The organism is Fictibacillus enclensis, from assembly GCF_030123385.1.
GTDB classification, from domain to species: Bacteria; Bacillota; Bacilli; order Bacillales; family Fictibacillaceae; genus Fictibacillus_C; species Fictibacillus_C enclensis.
The window spans coordinates 150,671-167,518 of record NZ_CP126109.1 but is presented as its reverse complement, the minus strand read 5'-3'; the positions used below and the strand labels follow the sequence as shown (position 1 = coordinate 167,518).

The 16,848-nt window shown below is 48.3% G+C and carries 14 protein-coding genes, 8 tRNA genes and 3 rRNA genes; 2 read left to right on the top strand and 23 right to left on the bottom strand.

Translation table 11 applies throughout. The features are described from left to right. Window positions 1–5: 5 nt before the first annotated feature. From QNH15_RS00975 to QNH15_RS00920, 12 genes are all read right to left on the bottom strand, one after another. Window positions 6–79: transfer RNA gene (locus tag QNH15_RS00975), tRNA-Gly, on the bottom strand. Window positions 80–133: 54 nt separating this feature from the next. Beyond that, a tRNA-Lys gene (locus tag QNH15_RS00970) sits at window positions 134–209 on the bottom strand. Window positions 210–315: 106 nt separating this feature from the next. Continuing rightward, window positions 316–400, bottom strand: a tRNA-Tyr gene (locus tag QNH15_RS00965). Between the two features lie 35 nt (window positions 401–435). After that, a tRNA-Thr gene (locus QNH15_RS00960) sits at window positions 436–511 on the bottom strand. A gap of 23 nt (window positions 512–534) precedes the next feature. Further along, window positions 535–610 (bottom strand) — tRNA-Val (locus QNH15_RS00955). A gap of 90 nt (window positions 611–700) precedes the next feature. Beyond that, a tRNA-Glu gene (locus tag QNH15_RS00950) sits at window positions 701–775 on the bottom strand. Between the two features lie 3 nt (window positions 776–778). After that, a tRNA-Thr gene (locus QNH15_RS00945) sits at window positions 779–854 on the bottom strand. Between the two features lies 1 nt (window position 855). Continuing rightward, window positions 856–930, bottom strand: a tRNA-Asn gene (locus tag QNH15_RS00940). A 47-nt stretch (window positions 931–977) separates the two neighbouring features. After that, window positions 978–1,093 (bottom strand): 5S ribosomal RNA (rrf, locus tag QNH15_RS00935). 255 nt (window positions 1,094–1,348) lie between these two features. Next, a 23S ribosomal RNA gene (locus tag QNH15_RS00930) occupies window positions 1,349–4,287 on the bottom strand. Window positions 4,288–4,505: 218 nt separating this feature from the next. Next, window positions 4,506–6,053: ribosomal RNA gene (locus QNH15_RS00925) — 16S ribosomal RNA — on the bottom strand. The 16S, 23S and 5S rRNA genes sit together here with 8 tRNA genes alongside, the layout of an rRNA operon. A gap of 282 nt (window positions 6,054–6,335) precedes the next feature. After that, window positions 6,336–6,557: a hypothetical protein gene (locus tag QNH15_RS00920; RefSeq protein WP_283891910.1), complete on the bottom strand. Its 222-nt coding sequence runs from the start codon at window positions 6,555–6,557 to the stop codon at window positions 6,336–6,338. A 162-nt stretch (window positions 6,558–6,719) separates the two neighbouring features. Between QNH15_RS00920 and pdaB the strand changes: the two genes are divergently transcribed. Then, entirely contained in the window at window positions 6,720–7,481 is a 762-nt protein-coding gene (gene pdaB, locus QNH15_RS00915; protein ID WP_061975763.1) for a polysaccharide deacetylase family sporulation protein PdaB, read from the top strand. Window positions 7,482–7,510: 29 nt separating this feature from the next. Here the strand turns inward: pdaB and QNH15_RS00910 are convergent, their stop codons facing one another. Next, window positions 7,511–8,119, bottom strand: coding sequence for a KinB-signaling pathway activation protein (locus QNH15_RS00910; RefSeq protein WP_061975771.1), 609 nt, complete (start codon window positions 8,117–8,119; stop codon window positions 7,511–7,513). A gap of 150 nt (window positions 8,120–8,269) precedes the next feature. On the opposite strand from QNH15_RS00910, the gene gerD reads away from it, so the two are divergent. Then, window positions 8,270–8,899 carry a spore germination lipoprotein GerD gene (gene gerD, locus QNH15_RS00905; RefSeq protein ID WP_283891908.1) on the top strand — a complete coding sequence of 210 codons (630 nt, stop codon included), beginning with the start codon at window positions 8,270–8,272 and terminating at the stop codon, window positions 8,897–8,899. A 45-nt stretch (window positions 8,900–8,944) separates the two neighbouring features. On the opposite strand, the gene QNH15_RS00900 is transcribed toward gerD, so the two are convergent. The 10 genes from QNH15_RS00900 to QNH15_RS00855 form a co-directional block, all read right to left on the bottom strand. After that, the gene (locus QNH15_RS00900; protein ID WP_283891907.1) at window positions 8,945–9,985 is read right to left on the bottom strand and encodes an Mrp/NBP35 family ATP-binding protein; all 1,041 of its coding nucleotides are present in this window, start codon (window positions 9,983–9,985) and stop codon (window positions 8,945–8,947) included. Between the two features lie 115 nt (window positions 9,986–10,100). Next, window positions 10,101–10,814 (bottom strand): N-acetylmuramoyl-L-alanine amidase CwlD, encoded by a 714-nt coding sequence (gene cwlD, locus QNH15_RS00895; RefSeq protein WP_129478505.1) that lies wholly within the window; start codon window positions 10,812–10,814, stop codon window positions 10,101–10,103. A 63-nt stretch (window positions 10,815–10,877) separates the two neighbouring features. Then, a complete protein-coding gene (locus tag QNH15_RS00890; protein WP_082635931.1) occupies window positions 10,878–11,321 on the bottom strand; it encodes a DUF2521 family protein in 444 nt (147 codons plus the stop codon). A gap of 305 nt (window positions 11,322–11,626) precedes the next feature. After that, window positions 11,627–12,337, bottom strand: a complete 711-nt coding sequence (locus tag QNH15_RS00885; RefSeq protein ID WP_283891902.1) for a DUF421 domain-containing protein — start codon at window positions 12,335–12,337, stop codon at window positions 11,627–11,629. A 121-nt stretch (window positions 12,338–12,458) separates the two neighbouring features. After that, window positions 12,459–12,851: a 30S ribosomal protein S9 gene (gene rpsI, locus QNH15_RS00880; protein WP_061975732.1), complete on the bottom strand. Its 393-nt coding sequence runs from the start codon at window positions 12,849–12,851 to the stop codon at window positions 12,459–12,461. 18 nt (window positions 12,852–12,869) lie between these two features. Next, the gene (rplM, locus tag QNH15_RS00875) at window positions 12,870–13,307 is read right to left on the bottom strand and encodes a 50S ribosomal protein L13 (RefSeq protein WP_007203517.1); all 438 of its coding nucleotides are present in this window, start codon (window positions 13,305–13,307) and stop codon (window positions 12,870–12,872) included. 224 nt (window positions 13,308–13,531) lie between these two features. Then, window positions 13,532–14,272, bottom strand: a complete 741-nt coding sequence (gene truA / locus QNH15_RS00870; protein WP_061975729.1) for a tRNA pseudouridine(38-40) synthase TruA — start codon at window positions 14,270–14,272, stop codon at window positions 13,532–13,534. Between the two features lie 15 nt (window positions 14,273–14,287). Next, window positions 14,288–15,091 (bottom strand): energy-coupling factor transporter transmembrane component T family protein, encoded by an 804-nt coding sequence (locus QNH15_RS00865; RefSeq protein WP_061975727.1) that lies wholly within the window; start codon window positions 15,089–15,091, stop codon window positions 14,288–14,290. Next, the gene (locus QNH15_RS00860) at window positions 15,085–15,957 is read right to left on the bottom strand and encodes an energy-coupling factor ABC transporter ATP-binding protein (RefSeq protein ID WP_283891898.1); all 873 of its coding nucleotides are present in this window, start codon (window positions 15,955–15,957) and stop codon (window positions 15,085–15,087) included. The genes QNH15_RS00865 and QNH15_RS00860 overlap by 7 nt, the downstream gene beginning before the upstream one ends. Next, window positions 15,933–16,772, bottom strand: coding sequence for an energy-coupling factor ABC transporter ATP-binding protein (locus QNH15_RS00855; protein WP_283891896.1), 840 nt, complete (start codon window positions 16,770–16,772; stop codon window positions 15,933–15,935). The genes QNH15_RS00860 and QNH15_RS00855 overlap by 25 nt, the downstream gene beginning before the upstream one ends. Window positions 16,773–16,848: the final 76 nt, after the last annotated feature.

Sequence of the window (16,848 nt, the reverse complement as noted above, 5' to 3'; positions counted from 1 at the left end):
TAAAATGGAGCGGGTGATGAGAATCGAACTCACGACCAGAGCTTGGAAGGCTCTTGTTTTACCACTAAACTACACCCGCATATTAACCTTATTATAACGTTATGCCCATGCTTTCTGTCTTTTATTCAGAAAGTGGTGAGCCATGAAGGACTCGAACCTTCGACCCTCTGATTAAAAGTCAGATGCTCTACCGACTGAGCTAATGGCTCATGTTGTTATGTCCGTCGAGACAACTCGCCGTTCAACCACGAAGCGTTGCTCGTGACTGAGCTAATGGCTCATGTTGCTTACCAAAACTGTTTTTAAAAAGATAAGTGGTGGAGGGGGACGGATTCGAACCGCCGAACCCGGAGGGAGCGGATTTACAGTCCGCCGCGTTTAGCCACTTCGCTACCCCTCCACATAAAAAAAGGATTCCGGTATTTCTTATTAAAATGGTGCCGGCTAGAGGACTTGAACCCCCAACCTACTGATTACAAGTCAGTTGCTCTACCAATTGAGCTAAACCGGCGTTGTAAACAATGGTGATAAAAATGGTGGAGGATGACGGGTTCGAACCGCCGACCCCCTGCTTGTAAGGCAGGTGCTCTCCCAGCTGAGCTAATCCTCCAAATGGAATATTATTGGTTCTTTTCGTTAGAAAAGAACTTGGTTCTTTTTTTCAAAAGAACTTGGTTGTTTTCATTTTCATGAAAAAACATGGTGACCCGTACGGGATTCGAACCCGTGTTACCGCCGTGAAAGGGCGGTGTCTTAACCGCTTGACCAACGGGCCGACTGGAGCTTCCAACCGGGCTCGAACCGGTGACCTCTTCCTTACCATGGAAGCACTCTACCTACTGAGCTATGGAAGCATGGCTCCACAGGTAGGACTCGAACCTACGACCGATCGGTTAACAGCCGATAGCTCTACCACTGAGCTACTGTGGAATAATAAACTAATTAGAAATCCACAAACAAAAAGGGTTGAAATGAAAGCCCGGCAGCGTCCTACTCTAACAGGGGGAATCCCCCAACTACCATCGGCGCAAAAGAGCTTAACTTCCGTGTTCGGTATGGGAACGGGTGTGACCTCTTCGCTATCGCCACCAGACTGTCTTTCAAAGTTTGTCCTAAATTACAAGGACAAGATATATTTTACAATGTTTTTGCTCTTTTGGCAAGAGCTTTTTTTGAGGCATATTCCCTCAAAACTAGATAACCTTCATCCAAACTTACTGATAACGTCCAGCTTCATGAACCATATCCTCGAGGTCGTTTCGTCCCTTCCCACGAACACCAAAATCGTGTTCTTGTCAGGGTCTCCAACGCTTGTCGGATATAAGCGGTTCATTCCGCTTTTGTTTTTAAGGATAAGCCCTCGACCGATTAGTATCTGTCAGCTCCACGTGTCACCACGCTTCCACACCAGACCTATCAACCTCATCATCTCTAAGGGGTCTTACTCACTTGACGTGATGGGAAATCTCATCTTGAGGGGGGCTTCATGCTTAGATGCTTTCAGCACTTATCCCGTCCACACGTAGCTACCCAGCTATGCCCCTGGCGGAACAACTGGTACACCAGCGGTGTGTCCATCCCGGTCCTCTCGTACTAAGGACAGCTCCTCTCAAATTTCCTGCGCCCGCGACGGATAGGGACCGAACTGTCTCACGACGTTCTGAACCCAGCTCGCGTACCGCTTTAATGGGCGAACAGCCCAACCCTTGGGACCTACTTCAGCCCCAGGATGCGATGAGCCGACATCGAGGTGCCAAACCTCCCCGTCGATGTGGACTCTTGGGGGAGATAAGCCTGTTATCCCCAGGGTAGCTTTTATCCGTTGAGCGATGGCCCTTCCATGCGGAACCACCGGATCACTAAGCCCGACTTTCGTCCCTGCTCGACTTGTAGGTCTCGCAGTCAAGCTCCCTTGTGCCTTTACACTCTGCGAATGATTTCCAACCATTCTGAGGGAACCTTTGGGCGCCTCCGTTACGATTTAGGAGGCGACCGCCCCAGTCAAACTGCCCACCTGACACTGTCTCCGAACCGGATCACGGTTCCAGGTTAGAATTTCAATACAGTCAGGGTAGTATCCCACCGACGCCTCCATCGAAGCTGGCGCTCCGACTTCTCAGGCTCCTACCTATCCTGTACAAACTGTACCAAAATCCAATATCAAGCTGCAGTAAAGCTCCATGGGGTCTTTCCGTCCTGTCGCGGGTAACCTGCATCTTCACAGGTACTATAATTTCACCGGGTCTCTCGTTGAGACAGTATCCAAATCGTTACACCTTTCGTGCGGGTCGGAACTTACCCGACAAGGAATTTCGCTACCTTAGGACCGTTATAGTTACGGCCGCCGTTTACTGGGGCTTCAATTCAGAGCTTCTCCCCTAAGGGATAACCCCTCCTCTTAACCTTCCAGCACCGGGCAGGTGTCAGCCCCTATACTTCGCCTTGCGGCTTCGCAGAGACCTGTGTTTTTGCTAAACAGTCGCTTGGATCTATTCACTGCGGCTCTCTCGGGCGATAAACCCTACCAGAGCACCCCTTCTCCCGAAGTTACGGGGTCATTTTGCCGAGTTCCTTAACGAGAGTTCTCCCGATCATCTTAGGATTCTCTCCTCGCCTACCTGTGTCGGTTTGCGGTACGGGCACCTCTTTCCTCACTAGAGGCTTTTCTTGGCAGTGTAGGATCAGGGACTTCGGTACTGTAATTTCCCTCGCCGTCACAGCTCAGCCTTCACGATTGCGGGATTTGCCTCACAATCAGCCTAACTGCTTAGACGCGCATTTCCATTCGCGCGCTCTCCCTACCTTCCTGCGTCCCCCCGTCGTTCAAACGGAAAGGAGGTGGTACAGGAATTTCAACCTGTTGGCCATCGCCTACGCCTTTCGGCCTCGGCTTAGGTCCCGACTAACCCTGAGCGGACGAGCCTTCCTCAGGAAACCTTAGGCTTTCGATGGACAAGATTCTCACTTGTCTTTCGCTACTCATACCGGCATTCTCACTTCAAAGCGCTCCACCAGTCCTTCCGGTCTGACTTCACCGCACTTCGAACGCTCCCCTACCACTGTACCTGACGGTACAATCCATAGCTTCGGTGATACGTTTAGCCCCGGTACATTTTCGGCGCAGAGTCACTCGACCAGTGAGCTATTACGCACTCTTTAAATGGTGGCTGCTTCTAAGCCAACATCCTGGTTGTCTGGGCAACTCCACATCCTTTCCCACTTAACGTATACTTTGGGACCTTAGCTGATGGTCTGGGCTGTTTCCCTCTTGACTACGGATCTTATCACTCGCAGTCTGACTCCCGCGGATAAGTCTCTGGCATTCGGAGTTTGACTGAATTCGGTAACCCTGTGGGGGCCCCTAGTCCAATCAGTGCTCTACCTCCAGGACTCTAGCCGCGAGGCTAGCCCTAAAGCTATTTCGGGGAGAACCAGCTATCTCCGTGTTCGATTGGCATTTCACCCCTACCCACACCTCATCCCCGCACTTTTCAACGTGCGTGGGTTCGGGCCTCCATTCAGTGTTACCTGAACTTCACCCTGGACATGGGTAGATCACACGGTTTCGGGTCTACGACAACGTACTATGGCGCCCTATTCAGACTCGCTTTCGCTGCGGCTCCGCCTTCTCGGCTTAACCTTGCACGTTATCGTAACTCGCCGGTTCATTCTACAAAAGGCACGCTGTCACCCGTTAATGGGCTCCAACTACTTGTAGGCACACGGTTTCAGGATCTCTTTCACTCCCCTTCCGGGGTGCTTTTCACCTTTCCCTCACGGTACTGGTTCACTATCGGTCACTAGGGAGTATTTAGCCTTGGGAGATGGTCCTCCCGGATTCCGACGGGGTTTCACGTGTCCCGCCGTACTCAGGATCCACTCAGGAGGGAACGAAGTTTCAACTACAGGGCTGTTACCTTCTTTGGCCGGCCTTTCCAGACCGCTTCATCTACCCCGTTCCTTTGTAACTCCATGTAGAGTGTCCTACAACCCCAGAGGGCAAGCCCTCTGGTTTGGGCTGTTTCCGTTTCGCTCGCCGCTACTCAGGAAATCGCATTTGCTTTCTCTTCCTCCGGGTACTTAGATGTTTCAGTTCCCCGGGTATGCCTTCTCATATCCTATGTATTCAGATATGGATACCATCCCATTACGGATGGTGGGTTCCCCCATTCGGAAATCCCCGGATCAACGCTTACTTACAGCTCCCCGAGGCATATCGGTGTTCGTCCCGTCCTTCTTCGGCTCCTAGTGCCAAGGCATCCACCGTGCGCCCTTTCTAGCTTAACCTTTAACACGATCGTAAGATCGTTAAAAATAGTACTAAATCAGCGCACAACTAATGAATTAGTTGGCTTGTTTGGATGTTTCGTTATCTAGTTTTCAAGGAACATGGCCACAACAAATGTGTAACCTTATTATGAATTGAAAGAAACGATGTTCTTTCAAAACCAAACAAAAGCTCAGAGTAAGATTCATGAGGCACCTGAGTGCTCATGTCTCCATAGAAAGGAGGTGATCCAGCCGCACCTTCCGATACGGCTACCTTGTTACGACTTCACCCCAATCATCTGTCCCACCTTCGGCGGCTGGCTCCAAAAGGTTACCCCACCGACTTCGGGTGTTACAAACTCTCGTGGTGTGACGGGCGGTGTGTACAAGGCCCGGGAACGTATTCACCGCGGCATGCTGATCCGCGATTACTAGCAATTCCGGCTTCATGTAGGCGAGTTGCAGCCTACAATCCGAACTGAGAGTGGCTTTTTGGGATTGGCTCGGCCTCGCGGCTTCGCAACCCTTTGTACCACCCATTGTAGCACGTGTGTAGCCCAGGTCATAAGGGGCATGATGATTTGACGTCATCCCCACCTTCCTCCGGTTTGTCACCGGCAGTCACCTTAGAGTGCCCAACTGAATGCTGGCAACTAAGGTCAAGGGTTGCGCTCGTTGCGGGACTTAACCCAACATCTCACGACACGAGCTGACGACAACCATGCACCACCTGTCACTCTGTCCCCCGAAGGGGAAAGCTTGATCTCTCAAGTGGTCAGAGGATGTCAAGACCTGGTAAGGTTCTTCGCGTTGCTTCGAATTAAACCACATGCTCCACTGCTTGTGCGGGCCCCCGTCAATTCCTTTGAGTTTCAGCCTTGCGGCCGTACTCCCCAGGCGGAGTGCTTAATGTGTTAACGTCAGCACTGAGGGTGGAACCCCCCAACACCTAGCACTCATCGTTTACGGCGTGGACTACCAGGGTATCTAATCCTGTTTGCTCCCCACGCTTTCGCGCCTCAGCGTCAGTTACAGGCCAAAAAGCCGCCTTCGCCACTGGTGTTCCTCCACATCTCTACGCATTTCACCGCTACACGTGGAATTCCACTTTTCTCTCCTGCACTCAAGTCTCCCAGTTTCCAATGACCCTCCACGGTTGAGCCGTGGGCTTTCACATCAGACTTAAAAGACCGCCTGCGCGCGCTTTACGCCCAATAATTCCGGATAACGCTTGCCACCTACGTATTACCGCGGCTGCTGGCACGTAGTTAGCCGTGGCTTTCTGGTCAGGTACCGTCAAGGTACCGGCAGTTACTCCGGTACTTGTTCTTCTCTGACAACAGAGCTTTACGACCCGAAGGCCTTCATCGCTCACGCGGCGTTGCTCGGTCAGACTTTCGTCCATTGCCGAAGATTCCCTACTGCTGCCTCCCGTAGGAGTCTGGGCCGTGTCTCAGTCCCAGTGTGGCCGATCACCCTCTCAGGTCGGCTACGCATCGTCGCCTTGGTGAGCCGTTACCTCACCAACTAGCTAATGCGCCGCGGGCCCATCTGTAAGCGTCAGCCGAAACCGACTTTCAAAAAAGAAGCAGGCGCTTCTCGTTATCATCCGGTATTAGCTCCGGTTTCCCGGAGTTATCCCCGTCTTACAGGCAGGTTACCCACGTGTTACTCACCCGTCCGCCGCTAAATCAGAGGAGCAAGCTCCTCGTCATTCGCTCGACTTGCATGTATTAGGCACGCCGCCAGCGTTCATCCTGAGCCAGGATCAAACTCTCCAATAAAGTGTTTGATATAGCTCTTAATGTTTAAAAATAAGAAATTGATGGGATTGTAAAATCCCTGACTTACTCTGGCTTTTGTTTGGTTTTCAAAGAACATTTTGTTTGCGTCGCTCGTTTTGGCGACTTTTACATCATAACATCTTAGCAACTATCATGTCAACAACTTTCTTGTTGATAGTTTGTTGCAAGTCACTGTGTCAGCAGCGACAAGAAATAATATACCACGTACCTGTTTTTAGAGTCAACACTTTTTTTAAAAAAGATATCCATTCCGATTTTTCCTTACTGGTACTCTTGTTTCCTTCGACAGAAGCGTGTGCACTCTGCCGGGGAGGCCAACAGGGTAAAAAGCCGGAAAAGCAAGTAATACCGTTCTTCAAGCACAGTCTTTACCATCGGCTCAATCTGATCATCTTTAAGATCTGACAAAAGCTCCTCGAGTTCTTTTTTAAGCAGATATACCATTTCCTTCTCTTCTCTTTTATTGAGCATTATGCCTATCATGGGACACTGCAACATCCTTTATCTGTTTTTTGTCGTATGTTTCCCGCTCCTTCAATTTCTATGTATAGAGTTATATCTTGTCCTCCGCTGTCATATACATCTCCTTAGACAGCATTGACAGAGAAAAGGATCACCGAATTCATTGGGATCAGGGGGGACGGCATGAAATTCTTTATGGTGGTTAATGGCAAAAAGGCAAAGCAGTACATGGTTGTTGTATTCGCTGCTTTTTTTGCAGCTTCACTCGCTTTTATGGGGCAAGAGCAATTATCTGTTTTTTCATCCAAAGACGGACCGCGTGCCATTTATAAAGGCGAGGCAAAAGGAAATAAAGTCGCCTTAACGTTCGACATCAGTTGGGGCGATAAACGGGCTCTGCCTATATTGGATATTTTGAAAAAGCAGGGCATCAAAAACTGTACGTTCTTCGTATCAGCCGCCTGGGCAGAGCGACATCCGGAAATTGTGGAGCGCATTGTAAAAGACGGCCATGAACTGGCGAGCCTTGGTTACCAATACAAGGACTATACAGACTGGAAAGATCCGCAGATCCGACGTGACATCTTAACTGCTCAGGAAAAGATCAAAAAAGTGTCCGGCAAGACGACATCTTTAATCCGGCCACCAAATGGAAGTTTTGATAAACGGGTGCTTGAGGTATCAGAAGGCACTCATCATTCTGTCGTACACTGGAGTATCGATACAAAAGACTGGAAAAATCCTGGAGTTAACAAAATTGTTTCGAATGCAACCAATCATGTGAAACCCGGAGATATTCTGCTGCTACATGCTTCCGACTCTGTGAAGCAAACTCATAAAGCATTGCCGGAAATTATCGGCAAGTTAAAGTCAGAAGGCTTTTCCTTTGTCAGTGTCGGTGAAATGATTGCGAATACACAGGCACACAGCCAGGAGGTTCATTAAAATAATAAGTAAAAAAACTTCCGTCCATTTTAGGCGGAAGTTTTTGATTTGGCAGCGGATTTTGGCTGAATGAGCCGGTGAAGCATAAGAATCTGATAAAGGTTGCACACACCAAGGGAAGCGAATGCCATCCACATGGCGCTTGGTGCATTCGTTTTTAAGACGGGCACCCATTCCATGGTAGTCACCACAATCATAAAAAACAATGTGGGTACAAACGCTCCCTTGTTCGTTTGCTTCTGTTTCATATACGCTACAAGCAAACCAAGAGCGAAAACCCCGATAGGAATTAAACTGTAGGAGGCAAGGCTTTGCCCCGCTTTATGAAATGCGGTATACCGCAAGTAAAACAAATCAAAAAGAACAACAATAATAAGGACAATCTGAACACCGTTCCACAGGGACTGTGATCTGAAAATCCCCAGACCAAACCGGTGAACCGTCAAGTAAGCGAAAAATCCCATCTGGCTGAACACACTAAATAAAGCGCCAAAGCCAACAAGACCGAGTATATAGATAAGAAATTCTTTCACGCCCCCGGTTTCGGGAAATTGTGAAATTAAACCTGCAACAATGGCACAGCCAATCCCAATAAGTAACGTTGTGATAAATAAAAAGACCCAGTTTCTTGACTTCACATGATTGCCTCCAATCCAAATGTAACCGTTATCGATTGTATCAATCCTAACCAAAAAAAGCCATACTGTTTTCCTATATTTGTCCTGCATAAATCTCCGTAAAACACCCACCCTAATGGTAAGAACTCATAGAAAGGAGAAGGAGCAGACGTGAGAAAAACGTGGATCCCATGCCTCTTCTGTTTTCTTCTTTTAGCCCTTAGCGGCTGTGCCCAGAATGAAGCACAAGGAAGCAGTCCTCAGAACATGGATTATGACGCCACCAAAAAAATGCTGGTGGATATTTTAAAAACAGATGATGGAAAAAAAGCCATCACCGATGTGTTGTCTGATGAAAAAATGAAGGAACAACTTTTGCTTGATCAGGCGCTCATCAAACAAACGATTGAAAAAGAACTCTTGTCGCCAAAAGGTGCAAAGTTTTGGCAGCAAGCCTTTAAAGATCCGAAATTTGCTGCAGCCTACGCAAAAAGCATGAAGACTGAACATGAAAAGCTGATGAAAGGCCTGATGAAAGATCCGGCGTATCAGCAGCTTATGATGAATATCCTGAAAAGCCCGGAAATGGGCAAAGAAGTACTGGACCTTGCCAATTCGCCTCAATACCGAAAAGAAGTAAAGAAAATCATGATGGAAACCTTCGATAGCCCACTGGTACGTGCACAATTGTCAGAGATGCTGCAAAAAGCCGCTCATGATGAGATCGACCAGTCGACCTCTAAAAAAGGATCGCAAGGACAACAGCAGCAAGGCCAGCAACAAGGCGGCGGACAACAGTAAATATAAAACAACCTCGTACGTAAACGGTACGAGGTTTCGTTTTGTTTAGTTTAAATGGTCGATGACTTTTTGTGCAATGTCTTCATAGGCTTGTCCCAAACGATGGTCTCGGGCATAAACGCTTGGCGCAAAATCCTCTTCGTTAATATCAGGCTGTCCGAGAGGCAGCTGTCCGAGCATCGGAACTCCAAGCTCGTCTGACAGGCGTTCTCCTCCGCCTTTGCCAAATACATATTCTTTCTCGCCTGTGATCTTGCTCTCAAAGAAAGCCATGTTTTCAATAACCCCAAGGATCTCATGATCCGTCTTTAGCGCCATGCTTCCTGCTCTGGCTGCAACAAAGGCAGCTGTCGCATGAGGTGTGGTCACAATGATCTCTTTGGACTTCGGCAGCATTTTATGAACATCGAGAGCTACGTCCCCTGTTCCAGGCGGCAGGTCGAGCAGAACATAATCAAGGTCTCCCCAATTCACTTCGCTGAAGAAGTTCATGAGCATTTTACCAAGCATTGGCCCGCGCCAGATGACAGGTGCGTTATCTTCCACGAAGAAAGCCATGGAAATCACCTTCACTCCAAACCGCTCCACCGGCTGAATGGTTTCTCCAACGACTTTCGGGCGCTCGGTAATCCCCATCATATCCGGTACACTGAATCCGTAAATATCGGCATCAATCAATCCGACTTTTTTGCCAAGACGGGCCAGCGCCACCGCGAGGTTTACCGATACGGTTGACTTTCCTACACCGCCTTTTCCGCTGGCGATGGAGATAAATTGGGTTTTGCTTTCCGGTGCAAGCAATGGCGGAACACCCGGTGCTGCAGCTTGCTGCTGGCTTCCCTGAACGGGCTTTCTCTCCTCAAACCGCAGGCCGACAGATTCAACTCCCGCGCCTTTTAGCGTATTGACGATCTCCTGCTGAAGCATCATTTGCTCCTGAGATCCGGTTTGGGGAAGTGCAACCTTCAGGCTGACATACCCTTCCTTTACTTTTAGTTCTTGAATCGCTCCGGACTCGACAAGGCTTTTATGTAAAAAAGGGTCTTGGATTCGAGATAAAAGTTCAATTACTTTTTCTTCTGTCATGGATAAGACACTTCCTTTGCATGTATTCGATTTCACTCCTTAACAAGTATAGCACAGATGAGCTTAATCGTAGACTACAGACGATTGAAGGTGCAAGCCGGTTTGGCGTGCACCTTCAATTTGGTACTTTTTCTTTTGTATAATAGCGTAAAATTCCCTGATAGACAGAGGCGGATATTTTATGCTGGTACGATTTTGTTTTCAGCAGTTCCCTTTCGCTCGGATTGGATAGAAACCCGACTTCAACCAGTGTACCGGGCAGCTTGCTCGTCCGGAGCAAAAATATGCCCTCAATGGATTTTGCGATCCGGTCTGTGTTCTGAAGGTTTCGCTTCAGTTCACTTTGAATAAATTTCGACGCGGCCTCGCCTTTCTTATCGGAGGGTGAATAAAACACCTGCGCTCCCCGCCAGCGCGAAGAAGGCAGTGCATTCAGATGAATGCTCACATATAAATCGCCGTTGGATTCATTAATGATTTTTTTTCGTTTTCTGAGATCGTCCCATTTTCGGGCACGGATCCTCCCGCTGTCTCTGCCGCTTAAGTCCATATCCCGCTCTCTGGTCATAATGACAAGCGCACCAGCTTCCTGCAAATAATCCCTTAGCTTTAAGGAGATATCCAACGAAATATCCTTTTCCAATACCCCGTCTCTGCCTACCGCTCCGCCATCCATTCCGCCATGCCCGGGATCAAGCACGATTACTTTTCCCGACAGCGGAAGGCTCCACGGTTTCCAGGTTCCTTTTTCCGAAAACTGATACGTAAAAATAAATAGCAAAAGGGTAAATCCCAAGGCAAAGGCGACTTGCTTTACCCGTCTTTTCATTCCTTGCCCCCTAATCAACAGACGTATATGTCTATATATATGGGACAAGAAACCAATTAGTACTTAATGGAGCTTCATTCTATATCTTTTCTCACCATTCCAATATCCTTCAAGCCACCAGTGCTCAATGTACACTTCACAGCACAAGTACAAGGATTCCATCATCTGCTCGGTGCCCCAGCACCAGAACTGCCAGTAATCAAACAAGCTTTCCGTCAATTCCTTTTCGGCCTGCCGGCTCCGTTTCTTGATGTCTTCCAGTGCTTCCCCGTGGTAGGCGAACCGGCTGTAAGCCGCACCGAGCAAATAAGCATCTATGGCCAGATCAATACAGGCATCCTCAATGTCCTGCTGATATAAGAGCGAATACTGAAAAAAAGGCTGGTACAGGGTTTGAATTTCCTTTTTAATTTTCCCTAACGAAAGATCCCTCAGTACTTTTCTTTCGTACTCCGCTTTTTTCGTACGCTGTTTCTCCCTAAATGTTGTAATTACAATCGCCATCATTTATCCTCTTCCCGCGCGAATGCGCCAATCACATATCTATATAGTGGGTACACCCTTACCTACATCTTTTGCAAAACACAAGAGCATCATCCTGCGTAAATGATGGGAATAATCTCAAAAGCTGAAGCGGCCGCTTAGAGACGAAAAGCGTTGGAACTCTTGAACAACAACACGCTTTTTGTGTTGTAGTGAGAAAGTGAAACGATCAGGGACGAAATTGAACCTTTTTCGTCCTGTCTGGCAGCTGAAGCACAAAACAAAATTAAACGACCGTTTAAACATGCAAACTTAAACGATCGTTTAACTTATTCTTTATCAATGGGGGCCTTCAGCCGGTCGGCGTAGGAATCGAAATATAGGTTGCCGTTTGTTCCCTGTACGGCATAATACACATCTTCAAGAGCCAGCCCTCTGTTTTTGAGCTCCTGCTGCAGCCAGGCTTCGGTGAGTTGATTTTCCTTCAGATTATCGCCAAGGATTTCTTGTTCCATGATGAGTTCAACGGGGAACTGCGAATCCTTCTGGAATGTCAGATTTAAATCCTGGCGGGTAATCGAACGGAATGGCGGCTTTTTTTGAATGGAGATTCCGCCGTTTGTTTCGAGAATGGCATATTGCACTTCATATATATCAAAGACTCCCTTTTCCCTGAGGAGCTGGTTTAAGTTATCAATCGTGAATTTTGCTTTTCCCATGTTCTTTTCCAAAATGTGTCCGTCTTCAATCAGTACGGTAGGTTCTCCTGATATCCAGCGGCGGGCTTTTCTGCTTTTGACCGTAAAGACCAAGACCAGTATGGAGGTAACAAAAAAGGTCAGCATCGCAAAGACAGCGTGCCAGGTTTTAATATTCAGGTTAAAGGCGAGGTTCCCTGTAATGGATCCAAGCGTGGCAGCCGCTATAAAGTGGTTCAGCGTTAAGTAGGACATCGTCTGTTTGCCGAGAAGGCGCGCAATTCCGATAAACAAAACAAACGCCAGCAACGTCCGCCAAAAGACTTCCATGATTTCAGACATCTGTTCCTCCTGTTGGAAAATGGTGTTATGCCTATTGTTTGCGAATCGAGCCGGGAACATGAGCCAAAATATAAAAAAGACCCCCAAGCAAAATGCTTGAGAGTCTTTGAAAACGTAAAGATTAACGTTTTGAGAACTGAGGTGCACGACGAGCGCCTTTAAGACCGTATTTCTTACGTTCTTTCATACGAGCGTCACGAGTCAAGAATCCAGCAGCTTTAAGGTTGCCGCGGAATTCAGGATCAGCTTGTAGAAGAGCGCGAGAGATACCATGACGGATCGCTCCTGCTTGTCCTGTATATCCTCCACCTTGAACAGTAACAAGAACGTCGTAGTTACCTTCTGTTGCTGTTTCGTTAAGTGGTTGTCTTACGATAAGTTTTAGTGTTTCCAAACCGAAATATTCGTCAATGCTGCGACCGTTGATTACGATACGGCCATCACCAGGAACTAAACGTACGCGAGCAACGGAGTGCTTACGACGCCCAGTACCGTAATATTGTACTTGTGCCACGTGAATACCTCCCTTTTATTATCCGCGTAATTCGTATTTTTCTGGCTTTTGTGCTTGATGTTGGTGCTCAGCTCCAGCATATACGTGAAGCTTTTTGATCATTTGACGGCCAAGGCTGTTCTTAGGAAGCATACCTTTGATCGCTAGTTCAAGCATTTGCTCAGAACGAGTTGTACGCATTTCTAATGCAGTTCTTGTACGAAGTCCACCTGGATGTCCAGTGTGACGGTAGTAAATCTTGTCACTTAACTTCTTACCTGTTAGATGAATTTTTTCAGCGTTGATTAGGATTACATGATCCCCAGTATCAACGTGTGGTGTAAAAGTTGGTTTGTGTTTTCCGCGAAGGATTGCTGCAACTTCACTTGCAAGACGACCTAAAGTCTTTCCTTCAGCGTCGATCAACAACCACTTACGTTCTACTTCAGAAGCTTTCGCCATGAATGTCGTACGCATGAATTTTCCCTCCTGTATCTTCATTCGCTAAATCGCTTAATTTTTTTATGGGTGCTGTTCCACTCACTGTAAATTACGGTCAGCTGAACATTTTTAGTTACTAAACATTTCACCGGATTACCTTCCGGGGCAGGGAGATAATCTTAGAAATACCAAAGAATATCTTATAACATATAAACAACGATGTCAAGTGTGTCGCGAAATTTCCGCGAGTATTTTTCGCATCATTTATAGGTGACGCGATATAAGTATAAACCGTGCGGCGGTGCCGTTTTACCTGCGGCGCTTCTGTCCTTTTCCGCGAGCATGGAACGGATTTCCTCCGGCTGAATTTTGCCCTGTCCGGCATCCAAAAGCGTACCGGCCATTATCCGGACCATGTTATATAAAAAGCCGTTGCCCCGCACTTTAAAAATAAGCTCGTCTCCCGCTGTTACCAGCTCAAACATGGTAATGGTCCTTACCTTATCTTCCACTTCCGAGCGGGCCGAGGAAAACGACGTAAAATCATGGGTGCCCATGAAGATCCCCATGGCTTCCTGGATCGCCGTATGATCCAGTGGATAAGGGAAATGGGAGGCATAGTTCCGCCGAAAAACATCCGGTTCGCCGCTTGTCATCAGCCGGTAATGATATTCCTTCTCTACCGCACTGAAACGCGCATGAAAGTCCAAAGGCACAGCTTCCACTTCCAGGATACGAATGTCGGCCGGCAACAGGGCATTCACCGCCTTTTGCCATCGTTCCGGGACAATGGCAAGCGGGCTGTCAAAGTGGAACACTTGCCCGATGGCATGTACCCCTGCATCCGTTCTTCCGGAAGCGGAAATTCTTACAGAGGTCCCTTTATGCATTTTGGACAGGCTTTTTTCAATCTCCCCCTGAACCGTGCGGGCTCCGGGCTGGACCTGATACCCGGCAAATTGAGTGCCGTCGTAGCTTACGGTCGCTTTCCAGCGCTGCATACCTCAAACTCTCCTTTACCCATGCGTCCTTAAAACAACCAGCACAGCCGCCAGGATCACCAGCAGCAAAAGCGCTCCTGTATCCCTGAACCTCCAGTGGAGAACACGGAGCCTTGTCCTTCCTTCTCCTCCACGGTAGCCGCGTGCTTCCATGGCCAGAGCCAGGTCTTCCGCCCGCTTAAATGAAGAGATAAATAAGGGTACCAGAAGCGGCACAAAGGCTTTCACCCGCTCTTTAATTGGTCCTGCGGTAAACTCCGCACCACGGGCCATCTGGGCCTTCATGATCTTCTCTGTCTCCTGAAGCAGGGTCGGAATAAAACGGAGGGAGATTGACATCATAAGAGCAAACTCGTGAACAGGGAGCTTGATCTTTTTAAACGGGGCCAGCAGGTATTCAAGTCCGTCCGTAATATCGATTGGCGTGGTCGTCAATGTCAAAAGAGATGTGACAAGGACAAGATACACCAGCCGCAGGGAAATGAAGACACCCTGCTTCACCCCGCCGTTGTAGATTTTCAGCCATCCCAGGTCATAGACCACCTCTCCCTGCTTGGTCATAAGGATGTGCAGGACGAACGTAAAGATTACAATAAAAAAGATCGGCTTCAGGCCTTTATACATATAACGGAGTGAGACTTGCGACAACAGGATCGCAGCCACTGCAAACACACCGAGGATCCCGTAGGTCAGCCAGTTGTTAGCCAAAAAGACAACAAAGATAAACACAAAGATGCCAAGAAGCTTCGCCCGCGGATCCATTTTGTGAAGTACGGAGGTGCCCGGTATATACTGGCCGATGATCACATTATCTAACATGTGGACCCTCCTTTGCCAAAGTCGGCAGAGATGGCCTTGGCTGTGTCCTCAATGGTAAATGACGACATCTCTGCCGGTTTACCGGTCTTCCCCTGCCACCTCAGCAAAAACTGAACGGTTTCAGGAACATCCAGACCGACCGCCTGAAGTTCTTCCCGTTTAGCAAAGATTTCAGCAGGGGTCCCTTCAAGATAGGTGGACCCTTTTTCCATAACAAGAATGCGATCTGCATAATACGCCGCATCCTCCATGGAATGCGTGACAAGGATGGTCGTCATGTTCCTTTGATCATGAAGGGTACGGAACAAATCCATAATTTCTTTTCTCCCACGCGGATCAAGGCCCGCTGTCGGTTCATCCAGAATCAAGACGTCAGGCTCCATGGCGAGCACTCCGGCTATAGCTACCCGGCGCATCTGTCCTCCGCTGAGATCAAAGGGTGACTTCTGAAGCACCTCGACAGGAAGTCCGACAAGCTTAATCATCTCATGCGCTGCCGCTCTGGCCGCCTCTTCGCTTTGGCCAAAGTTCATCGGTCCGAACATAACGTCTTTTTCCACCGTTTCATCAAACAGCTGATGTTCAGGATATTGAAAGACAATTCCCACCCGTTTGCGGAGTGCCTTCAGCTGTTTTTTCTTCCCTCCGGCAGCAATCGTGAGGTCCCCTACTGTAATGGTTCCTTCAGATGGCTTTAATAGCCCATTCAAATGCTGAATCAAGGTTGATTTACCTGAACCGGTGTGGCCGATGACCGCAAGGAATGTCCCCGAGGGGATGGACAGGCTGACATCATGGAGGGCAAGCCGCTCAAAGGGCGTTCCTGCTTTGTAGCGATGGGTCAATCCGCTGATTTTAATGTCCATAATGCATCCACCAATTCTTCCTGTGTCAAATGTTGTTCTTTCAGGCTGACGCCATAGTCCCTGAGCGCCAGTCCAAGTTTAAGCGAAAATGGAAGATCAAGCCCTGCATCCAGCAGCAACGCTTCGTTCTGAAACACTTCCCGTGGACTGCCGGTCGTCAGTATGGCTCCTTGTTTCATCACAATCACCCTGTCAGCGCGTACGGCTTCTTCCAGGTCATGAGTGATGGAAATAACGGTAATTCCTTCTTCCTCATTCAGCTGTTTCACTGTATCAATAACTTCCTTGCGGCCCATCGGATCAAGCATGGACGTCGCTTCGTCCAGAATAATGATGGATGGCTTTTGGGCGATAATGCCTGCAATGGCCACTCGCTGTTTTTGCCCTCCAGAAAGATGATGGGGCTCACTCTCGATAAAGTCCTGCATGTTCACTCGGGCAATACTCGTTTGTATGCGCTCGATCATTTCATCACGGGGCACTCCAAAGTTCTCAAGGCCGAATGCCACATCGTCTCTTACGCTTGTCCCGACAAACTGGTTGTCCGGATTCTGAAAAACGATGCCGACCCGCCTTCTGATCTCCCAGAGCTCTTTTTCATTTGCGGTTGTATAGTCCTCTACCTTAACTTCTCCTGAGGTAGGCAGAAGAAGTCCATTGAGCAACTTGGCCAATGTAGATTTCCCAGAACCGTTATGGCCGACGATCGCCAGCCATTCTCCTTTGTACACCGAGAGGCTCAATTCTGTCAGAGTCAGGTCTTCCTCACTCGGGTACTGGAAGGAAACGTTGTTAACTGTAATGAGTTCCTTCACGTTTTTCTCCCCCTCAGCTCAGCTCTATTGATAAATGCCATTTAAAACATAAAAAAAGGGCAAGAAACGATCGTAA

Excerpts from the sequence above, each read along its gene's own strand:
- QNH15_RS00920 (WP_283891910.1), bottom strand. The coding sequence starts at position 6,557 with ATGATAGGCATAATGCTCAATAAAAGAGAAGAGAAGGAAATGGTATAT.
- pdaB (WP_061975763.1), top strand. The coding sequence starts at position 6,720 with ATGAAATTCTTTATGGTGGTTAATGGCAAAAAGGCAAAGCAGTACATG.
- QNH15_RS00900 (WP_283891907.1), bottom strand. The coding sequence starts at position 9,985 with ATGACAGAAGAAAAAGTAATTGAACTTTTATCTCGAATCCAAGACCCT.
- cwlD (WP_129478505.1), bottom strand. The coding sequence starts at position 10,814 with ATGAAAAGACGGGTAAAGCAAGTCGCCTTTGCCTTGGGATTTACCCTT.
- QNH15_RS00890 (WP_082635931.1), bottom strand. The coding sequence starts at position 11,321 with ATGATGGCGATTGTAATTACAACATTTAGGGAGAAACAGCGTACGAAA.
- QNH15_RS00885 (WP_283891902.1), bottom strand. The coding sequence starts at position 12,337 with ATGTCTGAAATCATGGAAGTCTTTTGGCGGACGTTGCTGGCGTTTGTT.
- rplM (WP_007203517.1), bottom strand. The coding sequence starts at position 13,307 with ATGCGTACGACATTCATGGCGAAAGCTTCTGAAGTAGAACGTAAGTGG.
- truA (WP_061975729.1), bottom strand. The coding sequence starts at position 14,272 with ATGCAGCGCTGGAAAGCGACCGTAAGCTACGACGGCACTCAATTTGCC.
- QNH15_RS00865 (WP_061975727.1), bottom strand. The coding sequence starts at position 15,091 with ATGTTAGATAATGTGATCATCGGCCAGTATATACCGGGCACCTCCGTA.
- QNH15_RS00860 (WP_283891898.1), bottom strand. The coding sequence starts at position 15,957 with ATGGACATTAAAATCAGCGGATTGACCCATCGCTACAAAGCAGGAACG.